The organism is Streptomyces sp. Ag109_O5-10, from assembly GCF_900105755.1.
Classification (GTDB): Bacteria; Actinomycetota; Actinomycetes; order Streptomycetales; family Streptomycetaceae; genus Streptomyces.
Map to the genome: position 1 here is coordinate 6219996 of NZ_FNTQ01000001.1, position 24387 is coordinate 6244382.

The window sequence follows — 24387 nt, forward strand, 5'->3', positions numbered from 1 at the left end:
CCGTGTCACACTCGTCCCATGCGCGTGTATCTCGGCTCCGACCATGCGGGCTTCGAACTCAAGAACCACCTCGTCGAGTGGCTGAAGGCGGCGGGCCACGACCCCGTGGACTGCGGCCCCCACATCTACGACGCCGACGACGACTACCCGCCCTTCTGCCTCCGCGCGGCCGAGCGGACGGCCGCCGACCCCGCCTCCCTCGGCATCGTGATCGGCGGCTCCGGCAACGGTGAGCAGATCGCCGCGAACAAGGTGAAGGGGGTGCGGGCGGCGCTCGCCTGGAGCGAGGAGACCGCGTCGCTCGGCCGGCAGCACAACAACGCGAACGTCGTCGCGGTGGGTGCGCGCATGCACACGCAGGACGAGGCGACCAAGTTCGTCGAGACCTTCCTGAACACGCCGTTCTCCGAGGGCGAGCGCCACATCCGCCGCATCGAGATGCTGTCCGCGTACGAGACGACGGGCGACCTCCCGCCCATCCCGGCGCACCACCCCCAGCCGTAGCGTTCGCCCGAGAGGCGAGGCAGGGCGCCACCCGGCTGTCGCCCGGCCGCGGGCCCGCGGGGGGCTGATCGCGCAGTTCCCCGCGCCCCTCACGGGGCGCCGCAGCCGGCGCGCCGACACAGTCCTGTGGCTTGCGCGGCGCTGGGGCCGGCGCGGCCGACACGGTCCTGTCTTGCGGGGTGCTGTGGTCGTTGCGGTCGGCACGGTCCTGTGTCTTGCGGGGTGCTGTGGTCGTTGCGGTCGGCACGGTCCTGTGTCTTGCGGGGTGCTGTGGTCGTTGCGGTCGACACGGTCCTGTCTTGCGGGGTGCTGTGGTCGTTGCGGTCGACACAGTTCCGTGCCTCCTGCGGGGCGCCGCGGTCCGGGCCGGGGTCTTCCGGTCCTTCGACGTTCACCTCTCCACTGACCGAGTCGGGTGGGTGGGTGGGAAAGGAATCACGTCAGTGCCAGAGGGGCACACGATTCATCGGCTCGCGCTGGACTACCGGCGGCTCACCGGGCCCGTGAGGGCGAGCAGCCCGCAGGGCAAGTTCTCCGACGCCGCGGAGCTGATCGACGGCGCCCCCCTCACCCGCACCGAGGCCCACGGCAAGCACCTCTTCCTCGGCTTCCGCGAGAGCGACTGGGTCCACATCCACCTCGGCCTGTTCGGCAAGGTCACCTTCGGCGACGCCCCCGCGCCCCCGGCCACCGACACCGTCCGCCTGCGCCTGGCGAACCCCACCGCCTACGTCGACCTGCGCGGCCCCACCACCTGCGCGCTGATCAGCGACGCCGAGAAGACCGCCGTACACGCCCGCCTCGGCCCCGACCCGCTCCGCGCCGACGCCGACCCGGACGCGGCGTACCGCAGGATCTCCCGCAGCCGTACGACGATCGCCGCCCTGCTGATGGACCAGAAGGTCATCGCCGGCGTCGGGAACGTCTACCGCGCCGAGGTCCTGTTCCGGCACGGCATCGACCCGTACCGCGCGGGCAGGGACATCACCCCCGCCGAGTGGGACGCCGTCTGGGCCGACCTCGTCGGACTCATGCACGAGGGCGTCCGCGACAACCGCATCGACACCGTCCGGCCCGAGCACACCCCGGAGGCGATGGGCCGCCCGCCGCGCGTGGACGACCACGGCGGCGAGGTGTACGTCTACCGCCGGGCCGCCCTGCCCTGCCACCTCTGCGGCTCCGAGATCCGCACCGCGGGACTCGCCGCCCGCAACCTCTTCTGGTGCCCCACCTGCCAGAAACGCTGAGCGCGCTAGAACCCGTGCGGCAGCCACGGCAGCGCCGGTGACCCGAACGCCGCCGACGCCTCCGCCAGCGCTCCCGGCCGCAGTTCGCCCACCCGCCCGGCCCGCGCCAGCGACAGCAGGGACACGCCGCCGAGGTACGCCGCCCCCAACTCCCGTACCGACAGCGCCAGCTCGGCCGCGTCCGTCGTACGCTCGCAGGACGCCCCCTTGGCGTCCCCGGTCAGCCGCCAACGCCCCACGTTCCAGGGGCAGAAGGCGTCCGCGACCTCCAGCACCACGTCCACCGGCGCCTGGTAGGTCCGCCCCGCGAGCGCCGCACCGACGTCGACGAGACGCACGTAGCCCATGTCCCGCACCCGCGTCAGACAGCGCCGGATGTCGGAGACCTGGTACTGCCAGGCGTCGTCGACCGGCCGTCCCCGCACCGTCAGCTTCGACATCAGGTCGATGCCGAACAGGAACCGCCACAGCGCCGCGTCGCTCGCCGGGTCGAGCGCGGCCAGGTCCTCCAGCGTCACCGTGCCGTCGTGCCCGCTCTGCGACCAGCCCATCTTCGTACGGAACCGGGCGTACCCGGTGACCTTCCCCTGCCGCTCGGCGACCACGCACTGCAGCGCCGACGCCCCGCCCCGCTCGCTCTCCGGGTCCAGCAGCCCCGCCCGCTCCCAGCCGGGCTGCCGGGCCAGCATCCCGGGCCGCAGCGGCACCAGGTCCGCGTAGACCGCCTCGCACGCGTCGAGCACCTCGGCCGGATCGGCGTACCGCAGCCGCACGTCACCGGTCCCGGCCGGCGCGTCCAGCGTCACCCGGCTGGTGTCGATCTCGGCCTGCAGCTGGAAGGTCGCGGCGCCGTACCCGAAGCGGCCGTAGATCGCCGGCTCGGAGGCGGTCAGCGCGGCCAGCGGCTCGCCCCACTCCCGGATGTCGTCGAGCTGGCGGCGCATCATCGACGTCAGCACCCCGCGCCGCCGGTGCGTCGCGGCCACGCTCACCATGGTGATCCCCGCGGTGGGCAGCACCGCACCGCCCGGCACGGTCATCCGGAACCGGAACGCCCCCGCCGTCCCGACCAGTTCCGACCCGTCCCAGACGGCCAGCGAGCGCTCGTACTCGGTGAGGGACCGGTCCAGGTCGCGCTCCTCGGCCGGCGCCGGACCGGCGCCGAAGGCCCGCACCAGGTGGTCCCACCAGCCGTCGAACTCCTCGGGACGCAGCACCCTCAATTCAGTCGCACGCTCGGTCGCCATACGCCATGACTACCAGGGCATTGCGGGACGAGCCAGCGAATTTCTCCCGGACGGCGACGCGGGGGCTTCCGGTGAAGTTCACTGTGAAGTCGCACCCGAAGGTGAGCCTCGGACGGGGGACAAGTGGGACCTCCCGTGCCAAGCAGCTGGTCCGATGGATAGGGTCCCGAACTAATGGCAGTAGACCGAGAGCGGCGCGCGAAGGCCGACACCCTCCCGGCCCGGTGGAAAGTGCAGTGGCACCGGGTCCGCGTCGGCGTGCGCAGAAGCGCCGTGGACTACTTCCGCGGCGACGGATCCGACTGGATCGCCCTGATCGGCCTGTTCCTGACCGTCCCGGTCCTCGCGGCCATGACCCTCGCCAACTCGGTCTGGTTCTCGCCGGCCACGCTGGTCCTCCCGATCGTCGCGGGCGGCCTGCTGCTGCGCCCGGCGAGCCTGCTCGGCCTGTACGCGGCGGCCGCCACCGCCCTGATCGTGGAGTCGATACGGCTCGGCCCCTACACCGAGGGCCCCTCCCGGGTCACCCCGGGCGTGGTCCTGACCGTCGCGGCCTGCGGTTTCTTCGGTCTGCTCACCGCGCAGTTCCGCAGCCGGGTCGGCGTGCCCTGGCGGCGCGGCGGCACCATGCTGTTCGACCTGCGCGAACGCATCCGGGTGCAGAGCAAGCTGCCGAAGCTGCCGCCGGGCTGGCACCGCGAGATGGCCCTGCGGCCGGCCGGCGGGCAGTCCTTCTCCGGCGACTTCGTGGTGGCGGCCCGCACGAACAACGGCCGCACGATGGAGGTCGTCCTCACCGACGTCTCCGGCAAGGGCATGGACGCGGCGTCCCGCGCCCTGCTCCTGTCCGGCGCCTTCGGCGGCCTCCTCGGCTCGCTCCCGCCGCACGCCTTCCTCCCCGCCGCCAACGGCTACCTGCTCCGCCAGGACTGGGACGAGGGCTTCGCGACCTCCATACACCTGGTCCTGGACCTCGACTCCGGCGACTACGAGCTGTACTCCGCGGGCCACCCGCCCGGCCTCCAGCTCAGCGCCGGCAGCGGCCGCTGGGAGGAGAAGGCCGCCGAGGGCCCCCTCCTCGGCGTGTACGACGGTGCCCAGTTCGACCCGGTCAAGGGCTCCCTGCGCCCCGGCGACGTCCTCATGATCTTCACGGACGGCCTGGTGGAGACCGCCGACCGCGACATCGTCGAGGGCATGGACCGCCTCACGGGAGAAGCCGACCGCTACGTCGCCGGCGGCTTCCACGGCGCCGCCTGGCACCTCATCGAGGCGGTCGCGAAGGACGTCAACGACGACAGGGCGCTGCTGCTGATCTGCCGGGAGGCGGCGCGCTGAACGCGCACCGGCCGCGACTCGCGGACCGCAGGCGGGCGCGGGCGCGCGAGGGCTGATCGCGCAGTTCCCCGCGCCCCTGACGGGGCACAACCCCAGCCACATTCGTCCAGCGGCGGCCACGTGTGCGGCCCACGGCCGTAGGGGCGCCGGCACGGCCGCGGGCCCGTCGGGGCCGCGCGCGCAGTTCCCCACGCCCCGGCAGACGAGAGCCCGGCTGCGGGCAGTCGTGCCGCTGGGGCGGCACGGGTGGGCGCGGCGGGACCGTGCGAGCGCCGGTGAGTGACACGCCCCGCCCCCGGTCACGAGATACTCGCGGCGTGACCCCGACCCCGCTCTCCCTCGCCGACGTCGAGCGACTCGCCCGAGACGCCCACGCGGCGCAGACCGACAAGGCCGGCCGGCCCTACGCCGAGCACCTCGCCGCCGTGGCCGACGGCGTCCGCGCCCGCGGTGGCGACCCGGACCAGATCGCCGCCGCCTGGCTGCACGACGCCGTCGAGGATCACGCCCTCACCGAGGAGTGGCTGGACACGGCCCCCCTCAGCCCCCGCACTAAGGCGGTCGTGCGCGCCCTCACCAAGCAGCCCGGCGAGTCCCCGGAGTCGTACGCCCGGCGCGTCCTCGCCACCCCCGGCGCCCTCCTCGTCAAGGAGGCCGACCTCGCGCACAACGCCGACCCCGGCCGGCTCGCCGTACTGGACGAGGCCACCCGGCGCCGGCTGACCGCGAAGTACGCCCGGATGCGCGCCCTCCTCGGCCTCCCCGCCCAGGCGTGACCCGGCGTCACGCGCCGGCCGTCTCCCGGCTCCGCGGCTCCCGCTCGCGGCCCGGCTCCGCCGTGTCCCGCCGGAACGCCCAGTCCATCCGCGGCTCCATGGAGAACCGGAACACCCGCCGCACCGGCGAGGTGCACAGCAGCGTCACGCACCCGCCCGCGAGCGCCGTGACGAGGATCTCGCCGGCCGGCCCGTGCAGCCACCGCGGGTCGAACCAGCCCGCGTGGAGGCCGTACTTCACGACGAAGCCGTGCAGGAGGTAGCCGTACAGCGTGCCCGCGCCCAGTGCCGTGAACCACGTGTGCCGGCCCGGTACCCAGGAGAAGAAGCCGGCCGTCAGCACCATCGAGCAGCCGAACATGGCGAGCACCATCACCGGCCCGCACCACCACGGCGCGCCCAGCTCCTGCGCGGAGTCCCGGTGGTAGAACCACGCGGTGTTCATCCGCGGCACCGACCACCAGGAGAACGCCAGCGCGGCCGCGAACACCGGCACCGCGGCGATCCGCACCGGCCACCGGCGCACCAGCCGGAAGTGCTCCGGCCGCAGGCACAGGCCGAGCACGAAGTACGGCAGGAACTGCAGCACCCGCTGGAGGTCGAGGTCGTCACCGATGCTCGGGGACACGGACGCCAGCATCGCGATGCCGAAGGCGACCGGAAGGGGATGGCGGACCGCCCGCCACAGGGGCGTGGTCAGGCGCCAGACGAACAGCGCGCACAGGAACCAGGTCAGGTACCAGGGGTCGAGCAGGCTGATGTCCTGGCCGGTGTCGCCGACCACGAAGCGCTGGAAGAGCGAGTAGGCCGTCTCGAACAGGACATAGGGGACGACGACCCCGGTGACCAGCCGCTTCAGCCGGTCCGGGCGCATGTCGAAGTTCCGGGAGAAGTAGCCGGAGATGATGATGAACGCCGGCATGTGGAAGGCGTACACGACGCAGTACGCCGCCTCCAGGACGCGGCTGTCGCCCTTCAGTGGCTCCCATGAGTGACCCATCGCGACGAGCACGATCGCCAGGTACTTGGCGTTGTCGAAGAACGCGTCGCGCGATCTGCCCGCCGGCGGCCGGGCCGGGGGGCGTGGTGTGCGGTTCTGGCCGGGGGACGTGGCGGCGGCAAACATCTGAGGCACCCTAGCGTCGCCTGTGGGATTCCGTAAAACGGCCGGGGTGATTCCTGGGAATCGGCGGGAACCGAATCTTGATCGCCGTGGGATTTACCGGGGCCGATGCCTGCGCCTTTGCAGTTCCATGCGGCACTTACAGCCGTGATGTCCCTATTCATCCCTACTAATTGGGGCATAACGACCACAGGTTCCCGGGCCTTGCCACGCCTGTGTCAACAATTCGAATTGGCTGCGCACGAGTTGTGTGGACACGGAAACCATGTCCGTCAATTGCCGTGGATCCGTGGGCGGGTGGGGCCTCGAATTGCAGTGCGGGCAGTTGTCGGTGTGCGGTGAGTTGTCGACGTTGTGTCACGAACCGCATAGTGCGGCCGGGTTGGTGGCACGATGGATCTGGCGGGGTGCGGGGCCGTACCCCAGGCCGGAGAGCGGACCGACCGAGGGTGTGATCAGTTGTGGCCATTTCACTGTCTGTGGTGTTGCTGTTGGCGATCATCCTTGTGGTGATGATGAGAGGGGGGAGCATCAAGGCGGGCCCCGCGATCGTCGCCGTCCTGTTCGGCTTCTTCCTCGCGTCCACCGGGATGGCCCCCTCCATCCAGCGCTTCCTCGACTCGCTGGCGCAGACCATAAACTCGATCAACTTCTGACCGCGGGAGCCGGCCGGCGCGCACCCCGGCGGCGGTGACCGACAACGACTCAGGCCCAGGTCACCGAGTAGAACCAGCGGTGACCTGGGCCTGAGCCATTCGGAGCGGGCGACGGGAATCGAACCCGCGTAGTCAGTTTGGAAGACTGAAGCTCTACCATTGAGCTACGCCCGCACAACACGCGCCGCAGGTCGGGGACCGCGGCACAGAAGGCATCGTAGCGGGTCGTGCGGCGCGTAGGCCAACGCGATGGGGCGGCGCGAAAGCGGCGGCCGGGCGATGCCCGTGCGGGTGAACAAAGCGGCCTACGCGGGCGGCCCGGGCATGTACCCTACGTGTCGCACCGAAACGGGGTGTGGCGCAGCTTGGTAGCGCGTCCGCTTTGGGAGCGGAAGGCCGTGGGTTCAAATCCCGCCACCCCGACCACCACCTGACGGCGTCCGTGTTGATCGCCTTTTGGGGCGCTGAGCCGCTGCGGTTACTATGCAAGCTGCGCGCCCGTGTGTCCCGGCCCCGTCTACGGTGGCCTGCGAACTCCTCCGGGCGGCGAAACTCCGCCGGGCCCCTCTGGCGCCGGCAGAACCCGAGAAGTCAGCCACAAGGAGACCGAACCGTGAAGAGCGCCGTGGAGACCCTGAACCCGACCCGGGTTCGGCTCACTGTCGAGGTGCCCTTCGAGGAGCTCAAGGACAGCCTCGACGCGGCGTACAAGAAGATCAACCAGCAGGTCACGGTGAAGGGCTTCCGCAAGGGCAAGATCCCGGCCCGCGTCATCGACCAGCGGTTCGGCCGCGGAGCGGTGCTGGAGGAGGCCGTCAACGACGCGCTTCCGAAGTTCTACACCGAAGCGGTCAACGAGGCCGAGCTGAACCCGCTGGGCCAGCCCGAGGTCGACATCACCGAGCTGAAGGACGGCGAGACGCTGAACTTCACCGCCGAGGTCGACGTCCGCCCGGCCCTGGAGATCCCGGACTACTCCGGCATCGAGGTCGAGGTCGACGCCGTCGAGGTGACGGACGAGGACGTCGAGAAGTCCGTGGAGCAGCTCCGCGAGCGCTTCGCCTCCACCTCCCCGGTGGAGCGGGCCGCCGAGGACGGCGACGTCGTCACCATCGACCTGGAGGCCAAGGTCGATGGCGAGGTGCTGGAGGACGGCATCGCCAGCGGTGTCTCCTACACCATCGGCTCCGGCGAGCTGCTGGACGGCATCGACGACGCCGTGAAGGGCCTGGAGGCCGGTGGCGAGGCCACCTTCACCTCCGAGCTCAAGGGCGGCTCCGCGGCCGGCCGCGAGGCCGAGGTCACCGTCAAGGTCACCCAGGTCGCCGCCCGCGAACTCCCGGAGCTGGACGACGAGTTCGCGCAGCTCGCCTCCGAGTTCGACACCCTGGACGAGCTCAAGGGCGACAGCCGCAAGCGCCTCGCCGACATGAAGACGTACGACCAGGCCACGCAGGCCCAGGAGCGCGTCCTGGAGAAGCTCCTGGAGCTCGTCGAGGTGCCCGTCCCCGAGAAGCTGCTCGAGGACGAGATCAACACCCGCAAGCACAACCTGGAGCACCACCAGCTCGCCCAGATGGGCCTCGACCTCGACAAGTACCTGGAGATCCAGGGCAAGACCGCCGAGGAGTTCGAGACCGAGACCCGCGAGGCCGCGGTCAAGGGCATCAAGACCCAGTTCGTCCTCGACGAGCTGGTCAAGATCGAGAAGCTGAACGTCAACCAGGAGGAGCTCACCGAGCACCTCATGCGGCGCGCGGCCTCCTCGGGCATGTCCCCCGACCAGTTCGCCCAGGCCGTCGTCGAAGGCGGGCAGGTCCCGCTCCTGGTCGGCGAGGTCGCCCGCGGTAAGGCCCTGGCCGTCGTGGTCGAGGCCGCCACGGTGAAGGACACCAACGGCGAGATCGTCGACCTGGACGACGAGGACGAGGACGAGACCGCGACGGAGGCCCCTGAGGCCGCCGACGAGGCCGCCGACGCCCCCGCCGAGGAGAAGACCGAGGGCTGAGCCCTACGGCGCCCATAACGGCGCACAGGGGCTCCTGGGACCATCCCGGGGGCCCCTTTGCCGTCCCCCGGGGCGCGGGGAACCGCGCGGGCGACCACGACGCACCCGCACACGCCCACGCACCTTCACACACGGCGAAACAGCGGCCGGACCGCCGCCGAAGGCGACTACGCCCCCGGCGAACAGCCCTGTTACCGGGATTCCCCGAAGGGACCATCGCGTTAGGGTCCATGAGTACGAGGGCAGCCAAGCCCCCGGCTACGGAAACGTGAGACGGCCCGGCGCCGTCGTACAGACGAGCAGGTGGATACGTGACGAATCTGATGCCCTCCGCCGCCGGCGAGCCTTCTATCGGTGGCGGTCTCGGCGACCAGGTGTACAACCGGCTGCTCGGTGAGCGGATCATCTTCCTGGGCCAGCAGGTCGACGACGACATCGCGAACAAGATCACCGCGCAGCTGCTGCTGCTCGCGGCCGATCCCGGCAAGGACATCTACCTCTACATCAACAGCCCCGGTGGCTCGGTGACGGCCGGCATGGCGATCTACGACACCATGCAGTACATCCCGAACGACGTGGTGACCATCGCGATGGGCATGGCGGCCTCGATGGGCCAGTTCCTGCTCACCGGCGGCGCCGCCGGCAAGCGCTTCGCGCTGCCGCACGCCGACATCATGATGCACCAGGGCTCCGCGGGCCTCGGCGGTACCGTCTCGGACATCAAGATCCAGGCCGAGTACCTGCTGCGCACCAAGAAGCGCATGTCCGAGCTGACCGCGCAGCACTCCGGCCAGACCGTCGAGGCCATCATCCGCGACGGCGACCGCGACCGCTGGTTCACCCCGGAAGAGGCCAAGGAGTACGGTCTCATTGACGAGATCATCACGCATGCCTCCGGTGTTCCGGGAGGCGGCGGCACCGGCGCCTGAGACCAGGCCCGGCCACGCCACGCTCCGCCGAGACTCCAGCCCCCCGAACGCCACCAGGACGGTGAACACCCTCATGAGCAACATCCCCGGCACGGCTGACGCCCGCTACGACGGGCCCCGGCCCGACGCCCGCTACGTCATCCCGCGCTTCGTCGAGCGCACCTCCCAGGGCATCCGCGAGTACGACCCGTACGCGAAGCTCTTCGAGGAGCGCGTGATCTTCCTCGGCGTCCAGATCGACGACGCCTCCGCCAACGACGTCATGGCGCAGCTGCTGTGCCTGGAGTCGATGGACCCCGACCGCGACATCTCGATCTACATCAACAGCCCGGGCGGCGACATGACCGCCCTCACGGCGATCTACGACACGATGCAGTTCGTGAAGCCCGACATCCAGACGGTCTGCATGGGCCAGGCGGCCTCCGCCGCGGCCATCCTGCTGGCCGCCGGCACGCCGGGCAAGCGCATGGCGCTGCCGAACTCCCGGGTGCTGATCCACCAGCCGGCCGGTTCCACCGGCCGCGGCCAGCTCTCCGACCTGGAGATCATCGCCAAGGAGTTCACGCGGATGCGTGACCAGCTGGAGGCCATGCTGGCCAAGCACTCCAACCGCGCGATCGAGCAGGTCCGCGAGGACATCGAGCGCGACAAGATCCTCACGGCCGAGGAAGCGCTGGAGTACGGCATCGTGGACCAGATCATCTCCACCCGGAAGATGAACAACACCGACGTCCGCTGACGGAGGCCGCTGACAGAGAATGTATTCTCTGCCGCTCTTGGCACGGTTCGACCGCGCGCACGGCAAGGTGCACGTCAAAGTGAACCGTGCCAAGGGGGGCCCGTACGGGGGGCCCGGCAAGGTACCGTCGACATAAGGCAGCACCAGGAGCCGCTGGATTCGAGAGAGTCCAGGCGTCTCCCAGGCGAAGGGGAAGCACACCGTGGCACGCATCGGTGACGGCGGCGATCTGCTCAAGTGCTCGTTCTGCGGCAAGAGCCAGAAGCAGGTCAAGAAGCTCATCGCAGGGCCCGGTGTGTACATCTGCGACGAGTGCATCGATCTCTGCAACGAGATCATCGAGGAGGAGCTCGCCGAGACGAGCGAGGTGCGCTGGGAGGAACTCCCCAAGCCCCGCGAGATCTACGAGTTCCTGGAGGGCTACGTGGTGGGTCAGGAGCCCGCCAAGAAGGCGCTCTCGGTCGCGGTGTACAACCACTACAAGCGCGTCCAGGCGGGGGAGAACGGCGGCGCCCAGGGCCGTGACGACGCCATCGAGTTGGCGAAGTCCAACATCCTCCTGCTGGGCCCGACGGGCTCCGGCAAGACGCTCCTCGCGCAGACCCTGGCCCGCATGCTGAACGTGCCGTTCGCGATCGCCGACGCCACCGCGCTGACGGAGGCCGGCTACGTGGGCGAGGACGTGGAGAACATCCTCCTCAAGCTGATCCAGGCCGCTGACTACGACGTCAAGAAGGCCGAGACCGGGATCATCTACATCGACGAGATCGACAAGGTCGCGCGGAAGAGTGAAAACCCGTCGATCACGCGGGACGTCTCCGGCGAGGGCGTGCAGCAGGCCCTGCTGAAGATCCTGGAGGGCACCACCGCCTCGGTCCCGCCGCAGGGCGGCCGCAAGCACCCGCACCAGGAGTTCATCCAGATCGACACAACGAACGTGCTGTTCATCGTGGGCGGTGCGTTCGCCGGCCTGGAGAAGATCATCGAGTCCCGGGCGGGCGCCAAGGGCATCGGCTTCGGCGCGACCATCCGCTCCAAGCGCGAACTGCAGTCCAAGGACCAGTTCGAGGACGTCATGCCCGAGGACCTGGTCAAGTTCGGCATGATCCCGGAGTTCATCGGCCGTCTCCCCGTCATCACGAGCGTCCACAACCTCGACCGGGAAGCCCTCCTCCAGATCCTGATCGAGCCGCGCAACGCGCTCGTCAAGCAGTACCAGCGTCTCTTCGAACTCGACGGCGTGGAGCTGGACTTCGAGCGCGAGGCCCTGGAGGCCATCGCCGACCAGGCGATCCTCCGCCAGACCGGCGCCCGCGGCCTGCGCGCCATCATGGAAGAGGTCCTCATGTCGGTGATGTACGAGGTCCCGTCCCGCAAGGACGTGGCCCGCGTCGTCATCACGGCCGACGTCGTCCACTCCAACGTCAACCCGACCCTGATCCCGCGCGACGCCCGCGGGCGGGGCGCGGGGGAGCAGAAGTCGGCGTAACCCCGTCCACACGCACAGGCGCCGGGCCCTTTGCCAAGGGCCCGGCGCCTGTGCGTGTGCCGGTGTGCGTCAGCCGCGGCTACCTGGCGACGCGCACCTCACCCCGTACGTCGGCCGCGATCTTCGCCGACTCGTCGAGGCCGTACGTCTTCACCGCCGCCGTCGGCTCCACCATGCCGACGGTGCTGTAGTCCGCCCAGATGCACAAGTAGGCCGTCTGGGCCTTGCCGGTGAGCTGGTTCTTGCCCTTGGCCTGCTGGCACTTCATCACCGCGCCGTCCAGCCCGTCGGGGGAGACGGTTCGGGCGTCCCCGACCAGCTGCACGCTGTCGTCCGACGTGCCGTCCTTCTTCATGTTGGCGAAGGTGGCGTCCAACGCGGCCTGCGGGTCCTTCACCGTGCCGTACACCCCGAAGAGGGTGACGTTCTCGGCGGTCTGCGCCTTCGCCACGTCCGCCGGGTTGCTGGTGTCCAGGGACTCCAGGTCGATGGTCGAGTAGATCGCGGTGACCGAAGTGGCATCGGTGACACCGGACTTGGCGAGGTCCTCGGCGTCGCTCGAACTGGCCTTCTGCTCGCTGGAGTCGCCCACCCGCTTGTACTTGGCGGACAGGATCGAGGCCGGCGCGGAGAGCTTGTGCGGCCCGTCGTCCTTGAGCCCGCCACCGCCGCCCCCGGCGAGGACGAAGTACGCGCCCACCGCGATCGCGGCGACCACCGCCACCGCCCCGACGACCAGCCCCGTCCGCTTCTTCCCGCCCTCCGGAGCCGGCGGCTGCGGAACGCCGTACGGGGGCTGGCCGTACGGGGGCTGCTGGCCGTACGGGTTCGGCTGCGGGGGAACGCCCTGCTGCGGGTAGCCGTAGCCCGGCTGCGGCGGCTGCTGCCCGTAGGGCCCCGGCTGCGGCGGGGCCGCCGGCGGAGCCTGCTGCGGGTAGCCGTAGCCGGGCTGCGGCGCCTGCGGCGGCCCGCCGTACGGACCCGGCTGCTGCCCGTACGGTCCCGGCTGCTGCGGGGGCGGCGGCCCGCCGTACGGGCCCGGCTGGTTGTAGCTCATCTCTGGGTTCCCCTCCAGATGCTTATGTGTTCCTGACATCCTGGCGCAGTCACGGGGGGCTCATGGCGCGAGGGTGCCCACCGTTACGGAACAAACGCGTTTCGGGACAGCCCTGGGACACCTCTAAACTGGGCCGCGTGACCGAGAATGCTCAGCAGCAGCCCACAGCGCCCAGCACCGAACTGCCGACCCAGTACGCGCCGGCCGACGTAGAGGGGCCGCTGTACGAGCGCTGGGTAGAGCGCGGTTACTTCGCGGCCGACGCGAAGAGCGACAAGCCCGCGTACACCATCGTCATCCCCCCGCCGAACGTCACCGGCTCCCTCCACCTGGGCCACGCCTTCCAGCACACGCTGATGGACGCGCTGACCCGCCGCAAGCGCATGCAGGGCTTCGAGTCGCTGTGGCTGCCCGGCATGGACCACGCCGGCATCGCCACCCAGAACAAGGTCGAGCAGCAGCTCGCCGAGGAGGGCAAGTCCCGTCAGGACCTGGGCCGCGAGGAGTTCGTCGAGCGGGTCTGGCAGTGGAAGGAAGAGTACGGCGGCCGGATCCTCGGCCAGATGCGCCGGCTCGGTGACGGCGTCGACTGGGACCGCGAGCGCTTCACCATGGACGAGGGCCTGTCCAAGGCCGTCCAGACCATCTTCAAGAAGCTCTACGACGACGAGCTGATCTACCGCGCCGAGCGCATCATCAACTGGTGCCCGCGCTGCCTGACGGCCATCTCGGACATCGAGGTGGAGTACCAGGAGGACGACGGCGAGCTGGTCTCCATCAAGTACGGCGAGGGTGACGAGACGCTGGTCGTCGCCACCACGCGTGCCGAGACCATGCTCGGCGACACCGCCGTCGCCGTCCACCCCGACGACGAGCGCTACAGGCACCTGGTCGGCAAGCGGATCAAGCTGCCGCTGACGGACCGTACGATCCCCGTCGTCGCCGACACGCACGTCGACCCCGAGTTCGGCACGGGTGCCGTCAAGGTCACCCCGGCCCACGACCCGAACGACTTCGCGATCGGCCAGCGGCACGGCCTGGAGTCCATCACCGTGATGGACGAGCGCGCCGTCATCACCGTCCACGGCCCCTTCCAGGGCCTGGACCGCTTCGAGGCGCGCTCCGCCATCGTCGCGGCCCTGCGCTCCCAGGGCCGGATCGTCGCCGAGAAGCGCCCGTACGTCCACAGCGTCGGCCACTGCTCGCGCTGCAGGACCACCATCGAGCCGCGCCTGTCCATGCAGTGGTGGGTCAAGGTCGGTCCGCTCGCGAAGGCCGCCGGTGACGCGGTCCGCGACGGCCGGGTGCGGATCCATCCCGAGGACATGTCGAAGCGGTACTTCGACTGGGTCGACAACATGCACGACTGGTGCATCTCGCGCCAGCTGTGGTGGGGCCACCGCATCCCGGTCTGGTACGGCCCCGAGGGCCAGGTCGTCTGCGTCGGACCCGACGAGCAGCCGCCCGGCACCGAGGCGGAGGGCTGGAAGCAGGACACCGACGTCCTCGACACCTGGTTCTCCTCCGGCCTGTGGCCGTTCTCCACCCTCGGCTGGCCCGAACAGACCGCGGACCTGCGCAAGTTCTACCCGACCGACGTCCTGCTCACCGGCCACGACATCATCTTCTTCTGGGTCGCCCGGATGATGATGTTCGGCCTCTACGCCATGGACGGCGAGGTCCCCTTCCGCACCATCGCGCTGACCGGCCTGGTCCGCGACGAGCGCGGCAAGAAGATGTCGAAGTCCTTCGGCAACGTCGTCGACCCGCTGGACTGGATGGACAAGTACGGCTCCGACGCCGTCCGCTTCACCCTGGCCCGCGGCGCCAACCCCGGCACCGACGTCCCGATCGGCGAGGACTGGGTCCAGGCCTCCCGCAACTTCGCCAACAAGATCTGGAACGCCACCCGCTTCGCACTGATGAACGGCGCGACCGTCGAGGGCCCGCTCCCGGACCCGTCGGAGATGTCGGCGACGGACCGCTGGATCCTCTCCCGACTCAACGAAACGGTCGCCGAGGTCGACGCGTTCTACGACGACTACCAGTTCGCCAAGCTGTCCGACTCCCTCTTCCACTTCGCGTGGGACGAGGTCTTCGACTGGTACGTCGAGCTGTCCAAGACGACGTTCCAGGCGGGCGGCCGGGGTGCCGAGGTCTCCCGGCGCGTCCTGGGCGAGGTCCTGGACGTCACCCTGAAGCTGCTCCACCCGGTCGTCCCCTTCGTCACGGACACCCTGTGGACGACGCTGACCGGCGGCGAGTCGGTCGTGATCGCCGACTGGCCGGCCGACAGCGGCTTCCGCGACGAGGCGGCGGAGCGGGAGATCGAGAGCCTCCAGTCCGTCATCACCGAGGTCCGCCGCTTCCGCGCCGACCAGGGCCTGCAGCCCGGCCAGCGGGTCCCGGCCCGCCTGACCCTCGACGGCACGGCCCTCGCCCCGCACGAGGCGGCCATCCGCCAGCTGCTGCGCCTCCAGCCCGAGGGCGAGGCCTTCGCGGCGACGGCGACCCTCCCGGTGGCCGGCGCCACGGTCGCCCTCGACCTGTCCGGCACCATCGACGTGGCCGCCGAGCGCAAGCGCCTCGCGAAGGACCTCGCGGCCGCCGAGAAGGAGAAGGCGCAGGCGACGGGCAAGCTCGGCAACGAGGCGTTCCTGGGGAAGGCCCCGGACAACGTGGTGGAGAAGATCCGCACCCGGCTCGCCAAGGCCGAGGAGGACATCGCCCGCATCCAGGCCCAGCTGGACCGCCTTCCGCCGGCGTAACCGGAGCGTCCCCCGCAGGCGTCCGGGCAGCCCCTCCCAAGGGGCTGCCGGACGCCTGCGCCCATTTCCGGCGCCTGCTCCCGGCCGGCTCCCGGGCCGCTTCCGGGCCGTCCGGGTCACAAAGCGCCCACCAGTCACCGCCCTACAATCCAGAAGTAGGAACATGACCCTAATGTTCCTTTTTGGTGTTATGCGGTGGAGGGAACGCCCACATGCAGCACAGGGGCCGAACGAGGACACCTCCGCACCGGGGACTGGTCCCCCTGGCGGCCGGCGCGGGCGGCCTGCTCGCCGTGCTCATCGGCCTCGTCTTCCTGATGCTGGTCCTCGCGATCGAGGACGCCCAGCACTCCCTGCTCTCCGCGCGCAGCGGCCGGCCCGCCCTGACCCAGGTCGGCGTGGTCCAGGGCACCCTCTTCGACATGGAGGGCGGTCAGCGCAGCTACATCATCACCCGCCAGGACGCGTTCCTGGAGCCCTGGCGGGCCGCCCGCGCCTCCTATCCCGCGCAGGCGCAGCGGCTCGTGGACGTCAGCACGTCCTCCGTCCAGCGGCAGCTCGCCCAGCAGATCCAGCGGTCCGGCCAGTCCTTCGTCGACGACTACTCGGTCCCGCTCGTGGCCGAGGCCCGGCGCGGCGACCCCGACGCGAGCAGCACGGTGCGGACCATGGAGGGCAAGCGGCGGCTCGACGCACTCCGGGACCAGTTCGCCCGCTACGTCCGCACCGAGCGCACCGCGATCAACCGGCGCGAGAACGCGCTGGAGGCCCGGATGCGCATGCTCACGATCTCCGCGTCGGTCGGCGTCGGCGCGGCGGTCCTCCTGATCGTCGCCTACGGCGCCTACGTGACCCGGGTGATCGTCTGGCCGGTGCGCAGGATGGCCGGCTTCGCGACCCGGCTCGCCGCCGGGGACATGGCCGCCCGGGTGCCGCCGTCCGGACGCCGGGAGATCGGGCAGCTGGAGACCGCGTTCAACACGATGGCGGGCTCGCTGGAGAAGAGCCACCGGCGGCTGCGGCTGCTCTACGACGCCGGCACCGCCGTCGGCAACACCCTGGACATGGGGCGGACCGCCGACGAGCTGGTGCGGGTCGCCGTCCCGCGCTTCGCCGACTTCGTCACCGTCGACCTGGAGGAGTCCGTGCTGCACGGCGGCGAGCCGACGGCCGCCGAGACCGTCCTGCGGCGCGTCGCCCGGGGCGGCGTCCGCGACGACTCCCCGCTGGCCCCCACCGGTGCCCTGATCGCCGTGGACCCGCCGCCCGGCGCCACCCGCCACACCGACGCCGCCGCGGCCCTCATGGCCGACCTCCGGGTCACCCGCACAGCGAGGTTTCCCGACGCGCGGCGCACCGAACAGCTCCTCGACTACGGCATGGGCTCGCTGATCACCGCACCGCTGTCGGCACAGGGCGTCCTGATGGGAGTGATCGTCTTCTGGCGCACCCGGGACTCACCGCCGTTCGAGCAGGACGACCTGTCCGACGCCGAGGAACTCGCGGCGAAGGCCGCGACCGCCATCGACAACGCGCGCCGCTACACCAGGGAGCGCGAGACCGCGCTGGCACTCCAGCGCAGCCTGCTCCCGCACGGCCTGCCCGACTGCCCCGGCGTCGACTTCGCCTACCGCTACCTGCCCACCGGCACCCGGGCCGGCGTCGGCGGCGACTGGCTCGACGTGATCCCGCTGTCGGGCACCCGGGTGGCCCTGGTCGCGGGTGACGTCGTCGGCCACGGCATCCAGGCGTCCGCCACCATGGGCCGGCTGCGCACGGCGGTCCGCACCCTCGCCGACGTCGACCTGCCACCCGACGAACTCCTCACCCACCTCGACGACCTGGTCCTGCACCTCGACGACGGCGCCGGGGAACAGGCCGGTGAGGTGGGTTCGACCTGCCTGTACGCCGTCTACGACCCCATCTCGCGGCACTGCTCCCTGGCCAGCGCGGGCCATCCGCTGCCCTTCGTGATCACGCCCGAGGGGTCGGTGGAGCCGGCCCCCGGCCAGGCCGGGCCGCCGCTCGGGCTCGGCGGGCTGCCGTTCGAGACCACCGAGCTGGACCTCGCCGAGGGCTCGCTCCTCGCCCTGTTCAGCAACGGCCTGGTGCACTCCCGCAACCTCGACATGGGCCACGGCCTCGACCGGCTGCGCCGCACGCTCACGTCCGCCGGGGAGGGGGAGACGCTGGAGGCGGCCTGCGACCGGGTGGTGGCCGCGCTGCGCACCGGCGAACCCGCCGACGACGTCACCCTGCTGCTCGCCCGCACCCACGCGCTGCCCCGCGACCAGGTGGCCGCCTGGGAGGTCCCCGCGGACCCCGAGCAGGTCGCGGGGGCCCGGACCCTGGCCACCGAGCAGCTCGCCTCCTGGAAGCTGGACGAGCTCTCCTTCACCACCGAACTGGTGGTCTCCGAACTCGTCACGAACGCCGTCCGCTACGGCGGCACCCCGATCCACCTCCGGCTCATCCGCGACACCAGGATGCTGATCTGCGAGGTCTCCGACGGCAGCAGCACCGCCCCGCACCTGCGGCGGGCCCGGGTCTTCGACGAGGGCGGCCGCGGCCTGCTGCTGGTGGCCCAGCTCACCCAGCGGTGGGGGACCAGGCAGACCTCCACCGGCAAGACGATCTGGTGCGAGCAGCCGCTCCCGGTGCCCGACGCGTCCACGCGCGCGCCGGGCTCCGTAGACTGGTGCCGTGAGTGATCTGCCCCCGCGCGACCCCCATGAGAGCTTCGACGGCGACTTCGAGGACGGCTCCGAGGACGGCTTCGACGAGATCGTCGAGGCCGAGACGGAACGCGACCCCGATCTCGCGGTGATCGAGGCCGGCAGCCGGACCCTGCGCACCCGGGGCGGCCCGCAGCAGGCCGACGTCCCGGGCCGCCCCGAGGACCCCGAGGTCGACCGGGCCCTGCGCGAGGTGGAGGCGGAGCTCGCCACCCGCTGGGGCGAGACCAAGCTGGAGCCGTCGGTCACCAGGATCGCGGCCCTCATGGACGTGCTGGGCGAGCCGCAGCGGTCGTACCCCTCGATCCACATCACCGGCACCAACGGCAAGACCTCCACCGCCCGCATGATCGAGGCCCTGCTCGGCGCCTTCGAACTCCGTACCGGCCGCTACACCAGCCCGCACGTGCAGTCGATCACCGAGCGCATCAGTCTCGACGGCGCCCCCGTCTCCGCCGAGCGGTTCATCGATACGTACAACGACCTCAAGCCCTACGTCGAGATGGTCGACGCGCAGCAGGAGTACCGGCTCTCCTTCTTCGAGGTGCTGACCGGCATGGCGTACGCGGCGTTCGCGGACGCCCCCGTGGACGTCGCCGTCGTCGAGGTCGGCATGGGCGGCTCCTGGGACGCGACGAACGTGATCGACGGGGACGTCGCCGTCGTCACCCCCATCGACCTCGACCACACCGACCGGCTCGGCGAGACCACCGCGGAGATCGCCGGCGAGAAGTCCGGCATCATCAAGCAGGACGCCACCGTGATCCTGGCCCAGCAGCCGGTCGACGCGGCGCAGGTGCTCCTGAAGAAGGCCGTCGAGGTGGACGCCACCGTCGCCCGCGAGGGCCTGGAGTTCGGCGTCGTCGCCCGCCAGGTCGCCGTCGGCGGCCAGCTGCTCACCCTGCGCGGCCTCGGCGGCGAGTACGACGAGGTCTACCTGCCCCTGCACGGCCCCTACCAGGCCCACAACGCGGCCGTCGCCCTGGCGGCGGTGGAGGCGTTCTTCGGCGTCGGCGCCCAGCGCCCCGAGCCCCTGGACATCGACACCGTCCGCAAGGCCTTCGCGGCCGTCTCGGCCCCGGGCCGCCTCGAAGTCGTACGACGCTCGCCCACCGTCGTCCTCGACGCCGCCCACAACCCGGCCGGCGCCCGCGCCACCGCCGAGGCCGTCGGCGAGGCCTTCGACTTCAGCCGGCTGATCGGCGTGGTCGGGGCCAGCGGCGACAAGAACGTCCGCGGCCTCCTGGAGGCCTTCGAGCCGATCTTCGCCGAGGTCGTCGTCACCCAGAACTCCAGCCACCGCGCGATGGACGCGGACGAGCTGGCCGCGGTCGCCGTCGAGGTGTTCGGCGAGGACCGCGTCCAGGTCGAGCCGCGGCTGCCCGACGCCCTGGAGGCCGCGATCACGCTGGCCGAGGAGGAGGGCGAGTTCGCGGGCGGCGGCGTCCTCGTCACCGGCTCCGTCATCACCGTCGGCGAGGCCCGACTGCTCCTCGGGAGGGCCTGACCATGCGCACGCTCTGCTCGTCCACCCTGATCGGCGAGTTCTTCGTCATCGGCTTCGCCGCACTGGTCGCCATGAAGGACCCCGGCCTCTCCGCCTCCACGGTGTGGCTGGTCAGCGGCATCGCCATGTTCCTCTGCCTGGCCCTGTGCGGCGTGCTCACCCGCCCCGGCGGCGTCGCCCTCGGCTGGGCCCTGCAGATCGCCCTGGTCGCGTCCGGGATCTACGTCCCGACCATGTACTTCATGGGCGCGATCTTCGCGGGCCTGTGGTGGGCGTCCGTCCACTACGGCAGGAAGATCGACGAGGCCAAGGCCCGCTTCGCGGCGCAGAGCGCCCAGGACAGCCCGTCGGGTGCCTGAGGACGAGGACCGGCCGGCACCGCGTCCCGGCCGGGCGGCGCCACATCCCGGCGCGTCCGGCGTCCGAGGACGAGGCCGTTCAGGCCGATGCGGTGGTCCGGGGGCGGCAGCTCCCGAGGACGGCCGCCTCACCGAGCCGCACACTGTGTAACGGGCGCTCAGACCAGCCCTGTAGCCTCTCCTCACCGCACCCGGCCAGTACCGAAGGAGCCCTCCCGTGACCCAGCGCACCCTCGTCCTGCTCAAGCCCGACGCCGTTCGTCGGGGCCTGACCGGCGAGATCATCAGCCGTATCGAGCGCAAGGCCGGCTGGCAGATCACCGCGCTGGAGCTGCGCACCCTGGAGCGCGCCACGCTGGAGCAGCACTACGCCGAGCACGTCGGCAAGCCGTTCTACGAGCCGCTGGTCGAGTTCATGTCCGCCGGCCCGTCCGTCGCCCTGATCGTCGAGGGCGAGCGGGTCATCGAGGGCATCCGCGCCCTGGCCGGCCCCACCGACCCGATCGCCGCCGCGCCCGGCTCCATCCGCGGTGACTTCGGTGTGATCGTCCGCGAGAACCTGATCCACGCGTCCGACTCCGAGGAGTCCGCCGAGCGCGAGGTCAAGATCTTCTTCCCCGGCCGCGCGTAGCCGCCGCGACCGGCAGGCCCCCCGCGAAGGGCCCGTACGGATTTTTCGTGGAAGTTCTTGACGAGGCGTCAGTCCACTGAGCTGCACGGCCTGGGACGGGCCCGGGACGGCCGGCGATTTCGGCCGTCCCTCGGCATATGCGTGCCGATCGGGGGAACGAGTGGCCCCGTCGGACCGTCTCCACAAGCGAGGCGGCCGTACACGTGCTGACAATGGCGAAGACCCTCGCGCAGTGTTCGTGCAGGCGCGTCTACCATGGAAGCCTTCACGTCACAGCACCCACTTCGCCGACCTGAAATGCCCTCAAAAGCTTCCAGGAAGGCCAGACGAATCCTGATGGGGAACTCAATGTCGTTCATCGGCCGTGACATGGCTGTCGACCTCGGGACCGCCAACACGCTGGTGTACGTCAGGGGTCGCGGGATCGTACTCAACGAACCGTCCGTTGTCGCGATCAATACGAACACCGGTGGAATTCTCGCGGTCGGCGCGGAGGCGAAGAAGATGATCGGGCGCACGCCCGGCAACATCGTCGCCGTGCGGCCGCTGAAGGACGGCGTGATCGCCGACTTCGAGATCACCGAGCGGATGCTGCGCTACTTCATCCTCAAGATCCACAAGCGCCGGTACCTCGCGCGGCCGCGCGTGGTGGTGTGCGTGCCCTCCGGCATCACGGGTGTCGAGCGCCGTGCCGTCATCGAGGCGTCGTCCCAGGCAGGTGCCCGCCAGGTGCACATCATCGAGGAGCCCATGGCCGCCGCCATCGGCTCCGGTCTGCCGGTCCACGAGGCCACCGGCAACATGGTGGTGGACATCGGCGGCGGCACCACGGAGGTCGCGGTCATCTCGCTCGGCGGCATCGTCACCGCCCAGTCCATCCGCGTCGCGGGCGACGAACTGGACAACGCGATCATCCAGCACATCAAGAAGGAGTACTCGCTCCTCCTCGGTGAGCGGACGGCCGAACAGATCAAGATCACGATCGGTTCGGCGTACGAACTCGACTCCGACGAACACACCGAGATCCGCGGCCGGGACCTGGTCTCCGGCCTGCCCAAGACCGTCGTCATCTCGGCCGCCGAGGTCCGCAAGGCGATCGAGGAGCCGGTCAACGCGATCGTGGACGCCGTCAAGACCACCCTCGACAAGTGCCCGCCGGAGCTGTCCGGCGACATCATGGACAGGGGAATCGTTCTGACCGGCGGCGGAGCCCTGCTGCGCGGTCTGGACGAGCGGCTGCGCCGGGAGACCGGCATGCCGATCCACATCGCCGAGGACCCGCTGGACAGCGTGGCGCTCGGCTCGGGCAAGTGCGTCGAGGAGTTCGAAGCGCTCCAGCAGGTCCTGGACGCCCAGCCGCGCAGATGAGGTAACTCTTCGATTCCGCCGTGCGAGACGATCTCCCCTCGTGCGGCGGATCGTTGACATGGAGGCATAGGCTCGCACAGAGCGAGTTCCCCCCCGTAAGCCTTCCCCTCCTCCCCCCTGCAAGCCTCCGCACCCCCCCACATGCCCCACCTTGCTTCACAAGCATCCGCAACAAGCCCCGCAAGTTCCTATCGAGGAAGGCACGGCCGCCGCACGTGAGGGACACGAAAGAGAGCCGGCTGCTCCTGGTGCTGCTGATCGCCATCGCGTTCGCGCTGATCACGGTGGACATCCGAGGTGGCAGGAACTCCCCGGTCGACGGCGCCCGGCAGGCCGCGGCCGGCGTCTTCGGCCCGATCGAGAACGGCATGTCGACGGTGGTGGACCCGGTCGGGAACGCCGTCTCCGCCGTCCGCGACTCCGGCGACCGGCACGACCGGCTGGCCCGGCTGGAGAAGCAGAACGCGACCCTCAAGGCGAAGCTCGGCAGCGACGACCGCAACCGCAGCCGCCTCGGTCAGCTGGAGAAGATGCTCAACGTCGCCGCCGAGGGCCAGTACGGCATCAAGGGCGCCCAGGTCATCGCCATAGGGTCGGCGCAGGGCTTCTCCTGGACCGTCACCATCGACGTCGGCTACAACGACGGCATCAAGCGGGACATGACCGTCCTCAACGGCAACGGCCTGGTCGGCCGCGTGACCACGGTCGGCCCCGACGCCTCCACCGTGCTGCTCGCCAACGACCCCGACTTCACCGTCGGCACCCGCATGGAGGGCAGCGACGAACTCGGCTTCGCCTCCGGACAGGGCGACCGCCCGCTGCGCGTCGAACTCCTCGACAGCAAGGCCGAGGTGAAGAAGGGCGACCGGCTCGTCACCTTCGGCTCCCAGGGCGACAAGCCGTTCGTGCCCGGCGTCCCGGTCGGCACGGTCACCCGCGTGGACCCGTCCAACGGCGGCCTGACCCGCACCCTGTACGTCACGCCGTTCGTGTCCTTCACCAAGCTCGACATCGTCGGCGTGGTCGTCCAGGCACCGAAGAAGGACCCGCGCGACGAGGTGCTCCCGGCCAAGCCGAAGCCGACCCCCACCCCGACGGTGACCGTCACGGTCACCCCGTCCGCCGACGCGAGCGCCAACGCGTCCGCCACCACCGGCCAGCAGCAGTAGGAGCTGAATCCCCCATGCGTGTCAACCGGATCCTGCTCTCCGCCGCCCTGGTCGTCGTCGCGCTGGTGATCCAGGTCAGCGTCCTCGCCCGCCTGCACCTGCCCGGCGCCGTCCCCGACCTCATGCTGCTCACCGTCCTCGGCCTCGCCATGGTCTACGGCCACGTGGGCGGCGCCCTCGTCGGCTTCGGCGCCGGACTCCTCGCCGACCTCGCCCCGCCCGCCGACCACGCGGCCGGCCGCTACGCCCTGGTGCTCTGCGTCGTCGGCTACTGCGCCGGGCTCATCAAGCCGGAGAACGGCCGCCTGAAGTCCGCGACCGGCCCGATGCTCGTCGTGGTCGCCGCCGCCGTCGGCTCCACCCTGCTGTACGCCGGCGTCGGCGCCCTCGTCGGCGACACCGCCGCCCGGCACGTCGGCATGACCAGCCTGCTCATCACGGCCGCCCTGTACGACCTGCTGCTCGCCCCGTTCGTGGTCCCCGGCGTCATGGCCCTGGCCCGCCGCGCCGACAACGACCCGCTCACCGAGGCCAACTCCGGCGGGAAGGCCGGTGACATCTCCGCGGGGTGGATCTCCTCCGGCACCGGGATGCGCATCGGCGGGCAGCGCGGCGGCCTCGGCAGCCTGAGGGTGAAGGCCCGCACCCGCAACGTCCGCGTCGGCCGCATCAAGGGGGTCAAGCGCCTGTGAACGCGGGTGAGTTCACCCGAACGGGTGCACGGGGGCGGAACGCGG

Annotated in this window: 20 protein-coding genes and 2 tRNA genes; 18 read left to right on the forward strand and 4 right to left on the reverse strand. The window is 70.8% G+C overall.

Annotation, left to right across the window (positions count from 1 at the left end; all coding sequences use genetic code 11):
* The first annotated feature begins 18 nt into the window (after positions 1–18).
* Positions 19–504: a ribose-5-phosphate isomerase gene (locus BLW82_RS28385; RefSeq protein ID WP_093503017.1), complete on the forward strand. Its 486-nt coding sequence runs from the start codon at positions 19–21 to the stop codon at positions 502–504.
* A gap of 443 nt (positions 505–947) precedes the next feature.
* The gene (locus BLW82_RS28390) at positions 948–1751 is read left to right on the forward strand and encodes an Fpg/Nei family DNA glycosylase (protein ID WP_093503019.1); all 804 of its coding nucleotides are present in this window, start codon (positions 948–950) and stop codon (positions 1749–1751) included.
* A gap of 5 nt (positions 1752–1756) precedes the next feature.
* Here BLW82_RS28390 and BLW82_RS28395 read toward each other — a convergent pair whose 3' ends face one another.
* Positions 1757–2998 (reverse strand): GNAT family N-acetyltransferase, encoded by a 1242-nt coding sequence (locus tag BLW82_RS28395; RefSeq protein ID WP_093503021.1) that lies wholly within the window; start codon positions 2996–2998, stop codon positions 1757–1759.
* Positions 2999–3172: 174 nt separating this feature from the next.
* Here BLW82_RS28395 and BLW82_RS28400 point away from each other — a divergent pair, with 174 nt between their 5' ends.
* Positions 3173–4336: a PP2C family protein-serine/threonine phosphatase gene (locus BLW82_RS28400; protein ID WP_093503023.1), complete on the forward strand. Its 1164-nt coding sequence runs from the start codon at positions 3173–3175 to the stop codon at positions 4334–4336.
* Between the two features lie 317 nt (positions 4337–4653).
* Positions 4654–5112, forward strand: a complete 459-nt coding sequence (locus tag BLW82_RS28405; RefSeq protein ID WP_093503025.1) for an HD domain-containing protein — start codon at positions 4654–4656, stop codon at positions 5110–5112.
* A gap of 7 nt (positions 5113–5119) precedes the next feature.
* Here BLW82_RS28405 and BLW82_RS28410 read toward each other — a convergent pair whose 3' ends face one another.
* Entirely contained in the window at positions 5120–6238 is a 1119-nt protein-coding gene (locus BLW82_RS28410; RefSeq protein WP_093503027.1) for an acyltransferase family protein, read from the reverse strand.
* A 458-nt stretch (positions 6239–6696) separates the two neighbouring features.
* Between BLW82_RS28410 and BLW82_RS28415 the strand changes: the two genes are divergently transcribed.
* Entirely contained in the window at positions 6697–6891 is a 195-nt protein-coding gene (locus BLW82_RS28415) for a hypothetical protein (protein ID WP_093503029.1), read from the forward strand.
* A 103-nt stretch (positions 6892–6994) separates the two neighbouring features.
* On the opposite strand, the gene BLW82_RS28420 is transcribed toward BLW82_RS28415, so the two are convergent.
* Positions 6995–7065 (reverse strand) — tRNA-Gly (locus BLW82_RS28420).
* 175 nt (positions 7066–7240) lie between these two features.
* Here BLW82_RS28420 and BLW82_RS28425 point away from each other — a divergent pair.
* The 5 genes from BLW82_RS28425 to clpX all read left to right on the forward strand — a co-directional run bounded on the left by BLW82_RS28425 (position 7241) and on the right by clpX (position 12056).
* Positions 7241–7317: transfer RNA gene (locus tag BLW82_RS28425), tRNA-Pro, on the forward strand.
* Positions 7318–7504: 187 nt separating this feature from the next.
* The gene (gene tig, locus BLW82_RS28430) at positions 7505–8899 is read left to right on the forward strand and encodes a trigger factor (RefSeq protein ID WP_177233095.1); all 1395 of its coding nucleotides are present in this window, start codon (positions 7505–7507) and stop codon (positions 8897–8899) included.
* 323 nt (positions 8900–9222) lie between these two features.
* Entirely contained in the window at positions 9223–9828 is a 606-nt protein-coding gene (locus BLW82_RS28435) for an ATP-dependent Clp protease proteolytic subunit (protein ID WP_093503033.1), read from the forward strand.
* A 73-nt stretch (positions 9829–9901) separates the two neighbouring features.
* Positions 9902–10567 carry an ATP-dependent Clp protease proteolytic subunit gene (locus tag BLW82_RS28440; RefSeq protein WP_093508330.1) on the forward strand — a complete coding sequence of 222 codons (666 nt, stop codon included), beginning with the start codon at positions 9902–9904 and terminating at the stop codon, positions 10565–10567.
* Between the two features lie 202 nt (positions 10568–10769).
* Entirely contained in the window at positions 10770–12056 is a 1287-nt protein-coding gene (gene clpX / locus BLW82_RS28445; RefSeq protein WP_093503035.1) for an ATP-dependent Clp protease ATP-binding subunit ClpX, read from the forward strand.
* Between the two features lie 79 nt (positions 12057–12135).
* Here clpX and BLW82_RS28450 read toward each other — a convergent pair whose 3' ends face one another.
* On the reverse strand, positions 12136–13113 hold the full coding sequence (locus BLW82_RS28450) for a hypothetical protein (protein WP_093503037.1): 978 nt from the start codon (positions 13111–13113) through the stop codon (positions 12136–12138).
* A 137-nt stretch (positions 13114–13250) separates the two neighbouring features.
* Between BLW82_RS28450 and BLW82_RS28455 the strand changes: the two genes are divergently transcribed.
* The 8 genes from BLW82_RS28455 (at position 13251) to mreD (ending at position 24342) form a co-directional block, all read left to right on the forward strand.
* Positions 13251–15881: a valine--tRNA ligase gene (locus tag BLW82_RS28455; protein ID WP_093503039.1), complete on the forward strand. Its 2631-nt coding sequence runs from the start codon at positions 13251–13253 to the stop codon at positions 15879–15881.
* Positions 15882–16093: 212 nt separating this feature from the next.
* Positions 16094–18592, forward strand: coding sequence for a SpoIIE family protein phosphatase (locus BLW82_RS28460; RefSeq protein ID WP_093503041.1), 2499 nt, complete (start codon positions 16094–16096; stop codon positions 18590–18592).
* Positions 18585–20123: a bifunctional tetrahydrofolate synthase/dihydrofolate synthase gene (locus BLW82_RS28465; protein ID WP_371131425.1), complete on the forward strand. Its 1539-nt coding sequence runs from the start codon at positions 18585–18587 to the stop codon at positions 20121–20123. Before BLW82_RS28460 ends, BLW82_RS28465 begins: the two co-directional genes overlap by 8 nt.
* A 2-nt stretch (positions 20124–20125) precedes the next feature.
* Positions 20126–20482 carry a DUF4233 domain-containing protein gene (locus BLW82_RS28470; RefSeq protein WP_093503043.1) on the forward strand — a complete coding sequence of 119 codons (357 nt, stop codon included), beginning with the start codon at positions 20126–20128 and terminating at the stop codon, positions 20480–20482.
* Positions 20483–20699: 217 nt separating this feature from the next.
* Entirely contained in the window at positions 20700–21113 is a 414-nt protein-coding gene (ndk, locus tag BLW82_RS28475) for a nucleoside-diphosphate kinase (RefSeq protein ID WP_093503045.1), read from the forward strand.
* Positions 21114–21461: 348 nt separating this feature from the next.
* Positions 21462–22481 carry a rod shape-determining protein gene (locus tag BLW82_RS28480; protein WP_046734341.1) on the forward strand — a complete coding sequence of 340 codons (1020 nt, stop codon included), beginning with the start codon at positions 21462–21464 and terminating at the stop codon, positions 22479–22481.
* Between the two features lie 215 nt (positions 22482–22696).
* Positions 22697–23650 carry a rod shape-determining protein MreC gene (gene mreC / locus BLW82_RS28485; protein ID WP_093503047.1) on the forward strand — a complete coding sequence of 318 codons (954 nt, stop codon included), beginning with the start codon at positions 22697–22699 and terminating at the stop codon, positions 23648–23650.
* Positions 23651–23664: 14 nt separating this feature from the next.
* Positions 23665–24342: a rod shape-determining protein MreD gene (gene mreD, locus BLW82_RS28490; protein ID WP_093503049.1), complete on the forward strand. Its 678-nt coding sequence runs from the start codon at positions 23665–23667 to the stop codon at positions 24340–24342.
* Positions 24343–24387: the final 45 nt, after the last annotated feature.

Bases quoted from the DNA above. Each gene is read 5' to 3' on its own strand.
- BLW82_RS28385 (WP_093503017.1), top strand. From the start codon at position 19: ATGCGCGTGTATCTCGGCTCCGACCATGCGGGCTTCGAACTCAAGAAC.
- BLW82_RS28395 (WP_093503021.1), bottom strand. From the start codon at position 2,998: ATGGCGACCGAGCGTGCGACTGAATTGAGGGTGCTGCGTCCCGAGGAG.
- BLW82_RS28400 (WP_093503023.1), top strand. From the start codon at position 3,173: ATGGCAGTAGACCGAGAGCGGCGCGCGAAGGCCGACACCCTCCCGGCC.
- BLW82_RS28410 (WP_093503027.1), bottom strand. From the start codon at position 6,238: ATGTTTGCCGCCGCCACGTCCCCCGGCCAGAACCGCACACCACGCCCC.
- BLW82_RS28435 (WP_093503033.1), top strand. From the start codon at position 9,223: ATGCCCTCCGCCGCCGGCGAGCCTTCTATCGGTGGCGGTCTCGGCGAC.
- BLW82_RS28440 (WP_093508330.1), top strand. From the start codon at position 9,902: ATGAGCAACATCCCCGGCACGGCTGACGCCCGCTACGACGGGCCCCGG.
- BLW82_RS28450 (WP_093503037.1), bottom strand. From the start codon at position 13,113: ATGAGCTACAACCAGCCGGGCCCGTACGGCGGGCCGCCGCCCCCGCAG.
- BLW82_RS28460 (WP_093503041.1), top strand. From the start codon at position 16,094: ATGCAGCACAGGGGCCGAACGAGGACACCTCCGCACCGGGGACTGGTC.
- BLW82_RS28470 (WP_093503043.1), top strand. From the start codon at position 20,126: ATGCGCACGCTCTGCTCGTCCACCCTGATCGGCGAGTTCTTCGTCATC.
- BLW82_RS28480 (WP_046734341.1), top strand. From the start codon at position 21,462: ATGTCGTTCATCGGCCGTGACATGGCTGTCGACCTCGGGACCGCCAAC.
- mreD (WP_093503049.1), top strand. From the start codon at position 23,665: ATGCGTGTCAACCGGATCCTGCTCTCCGCCGCCCTGGTCGTCGTCGCG.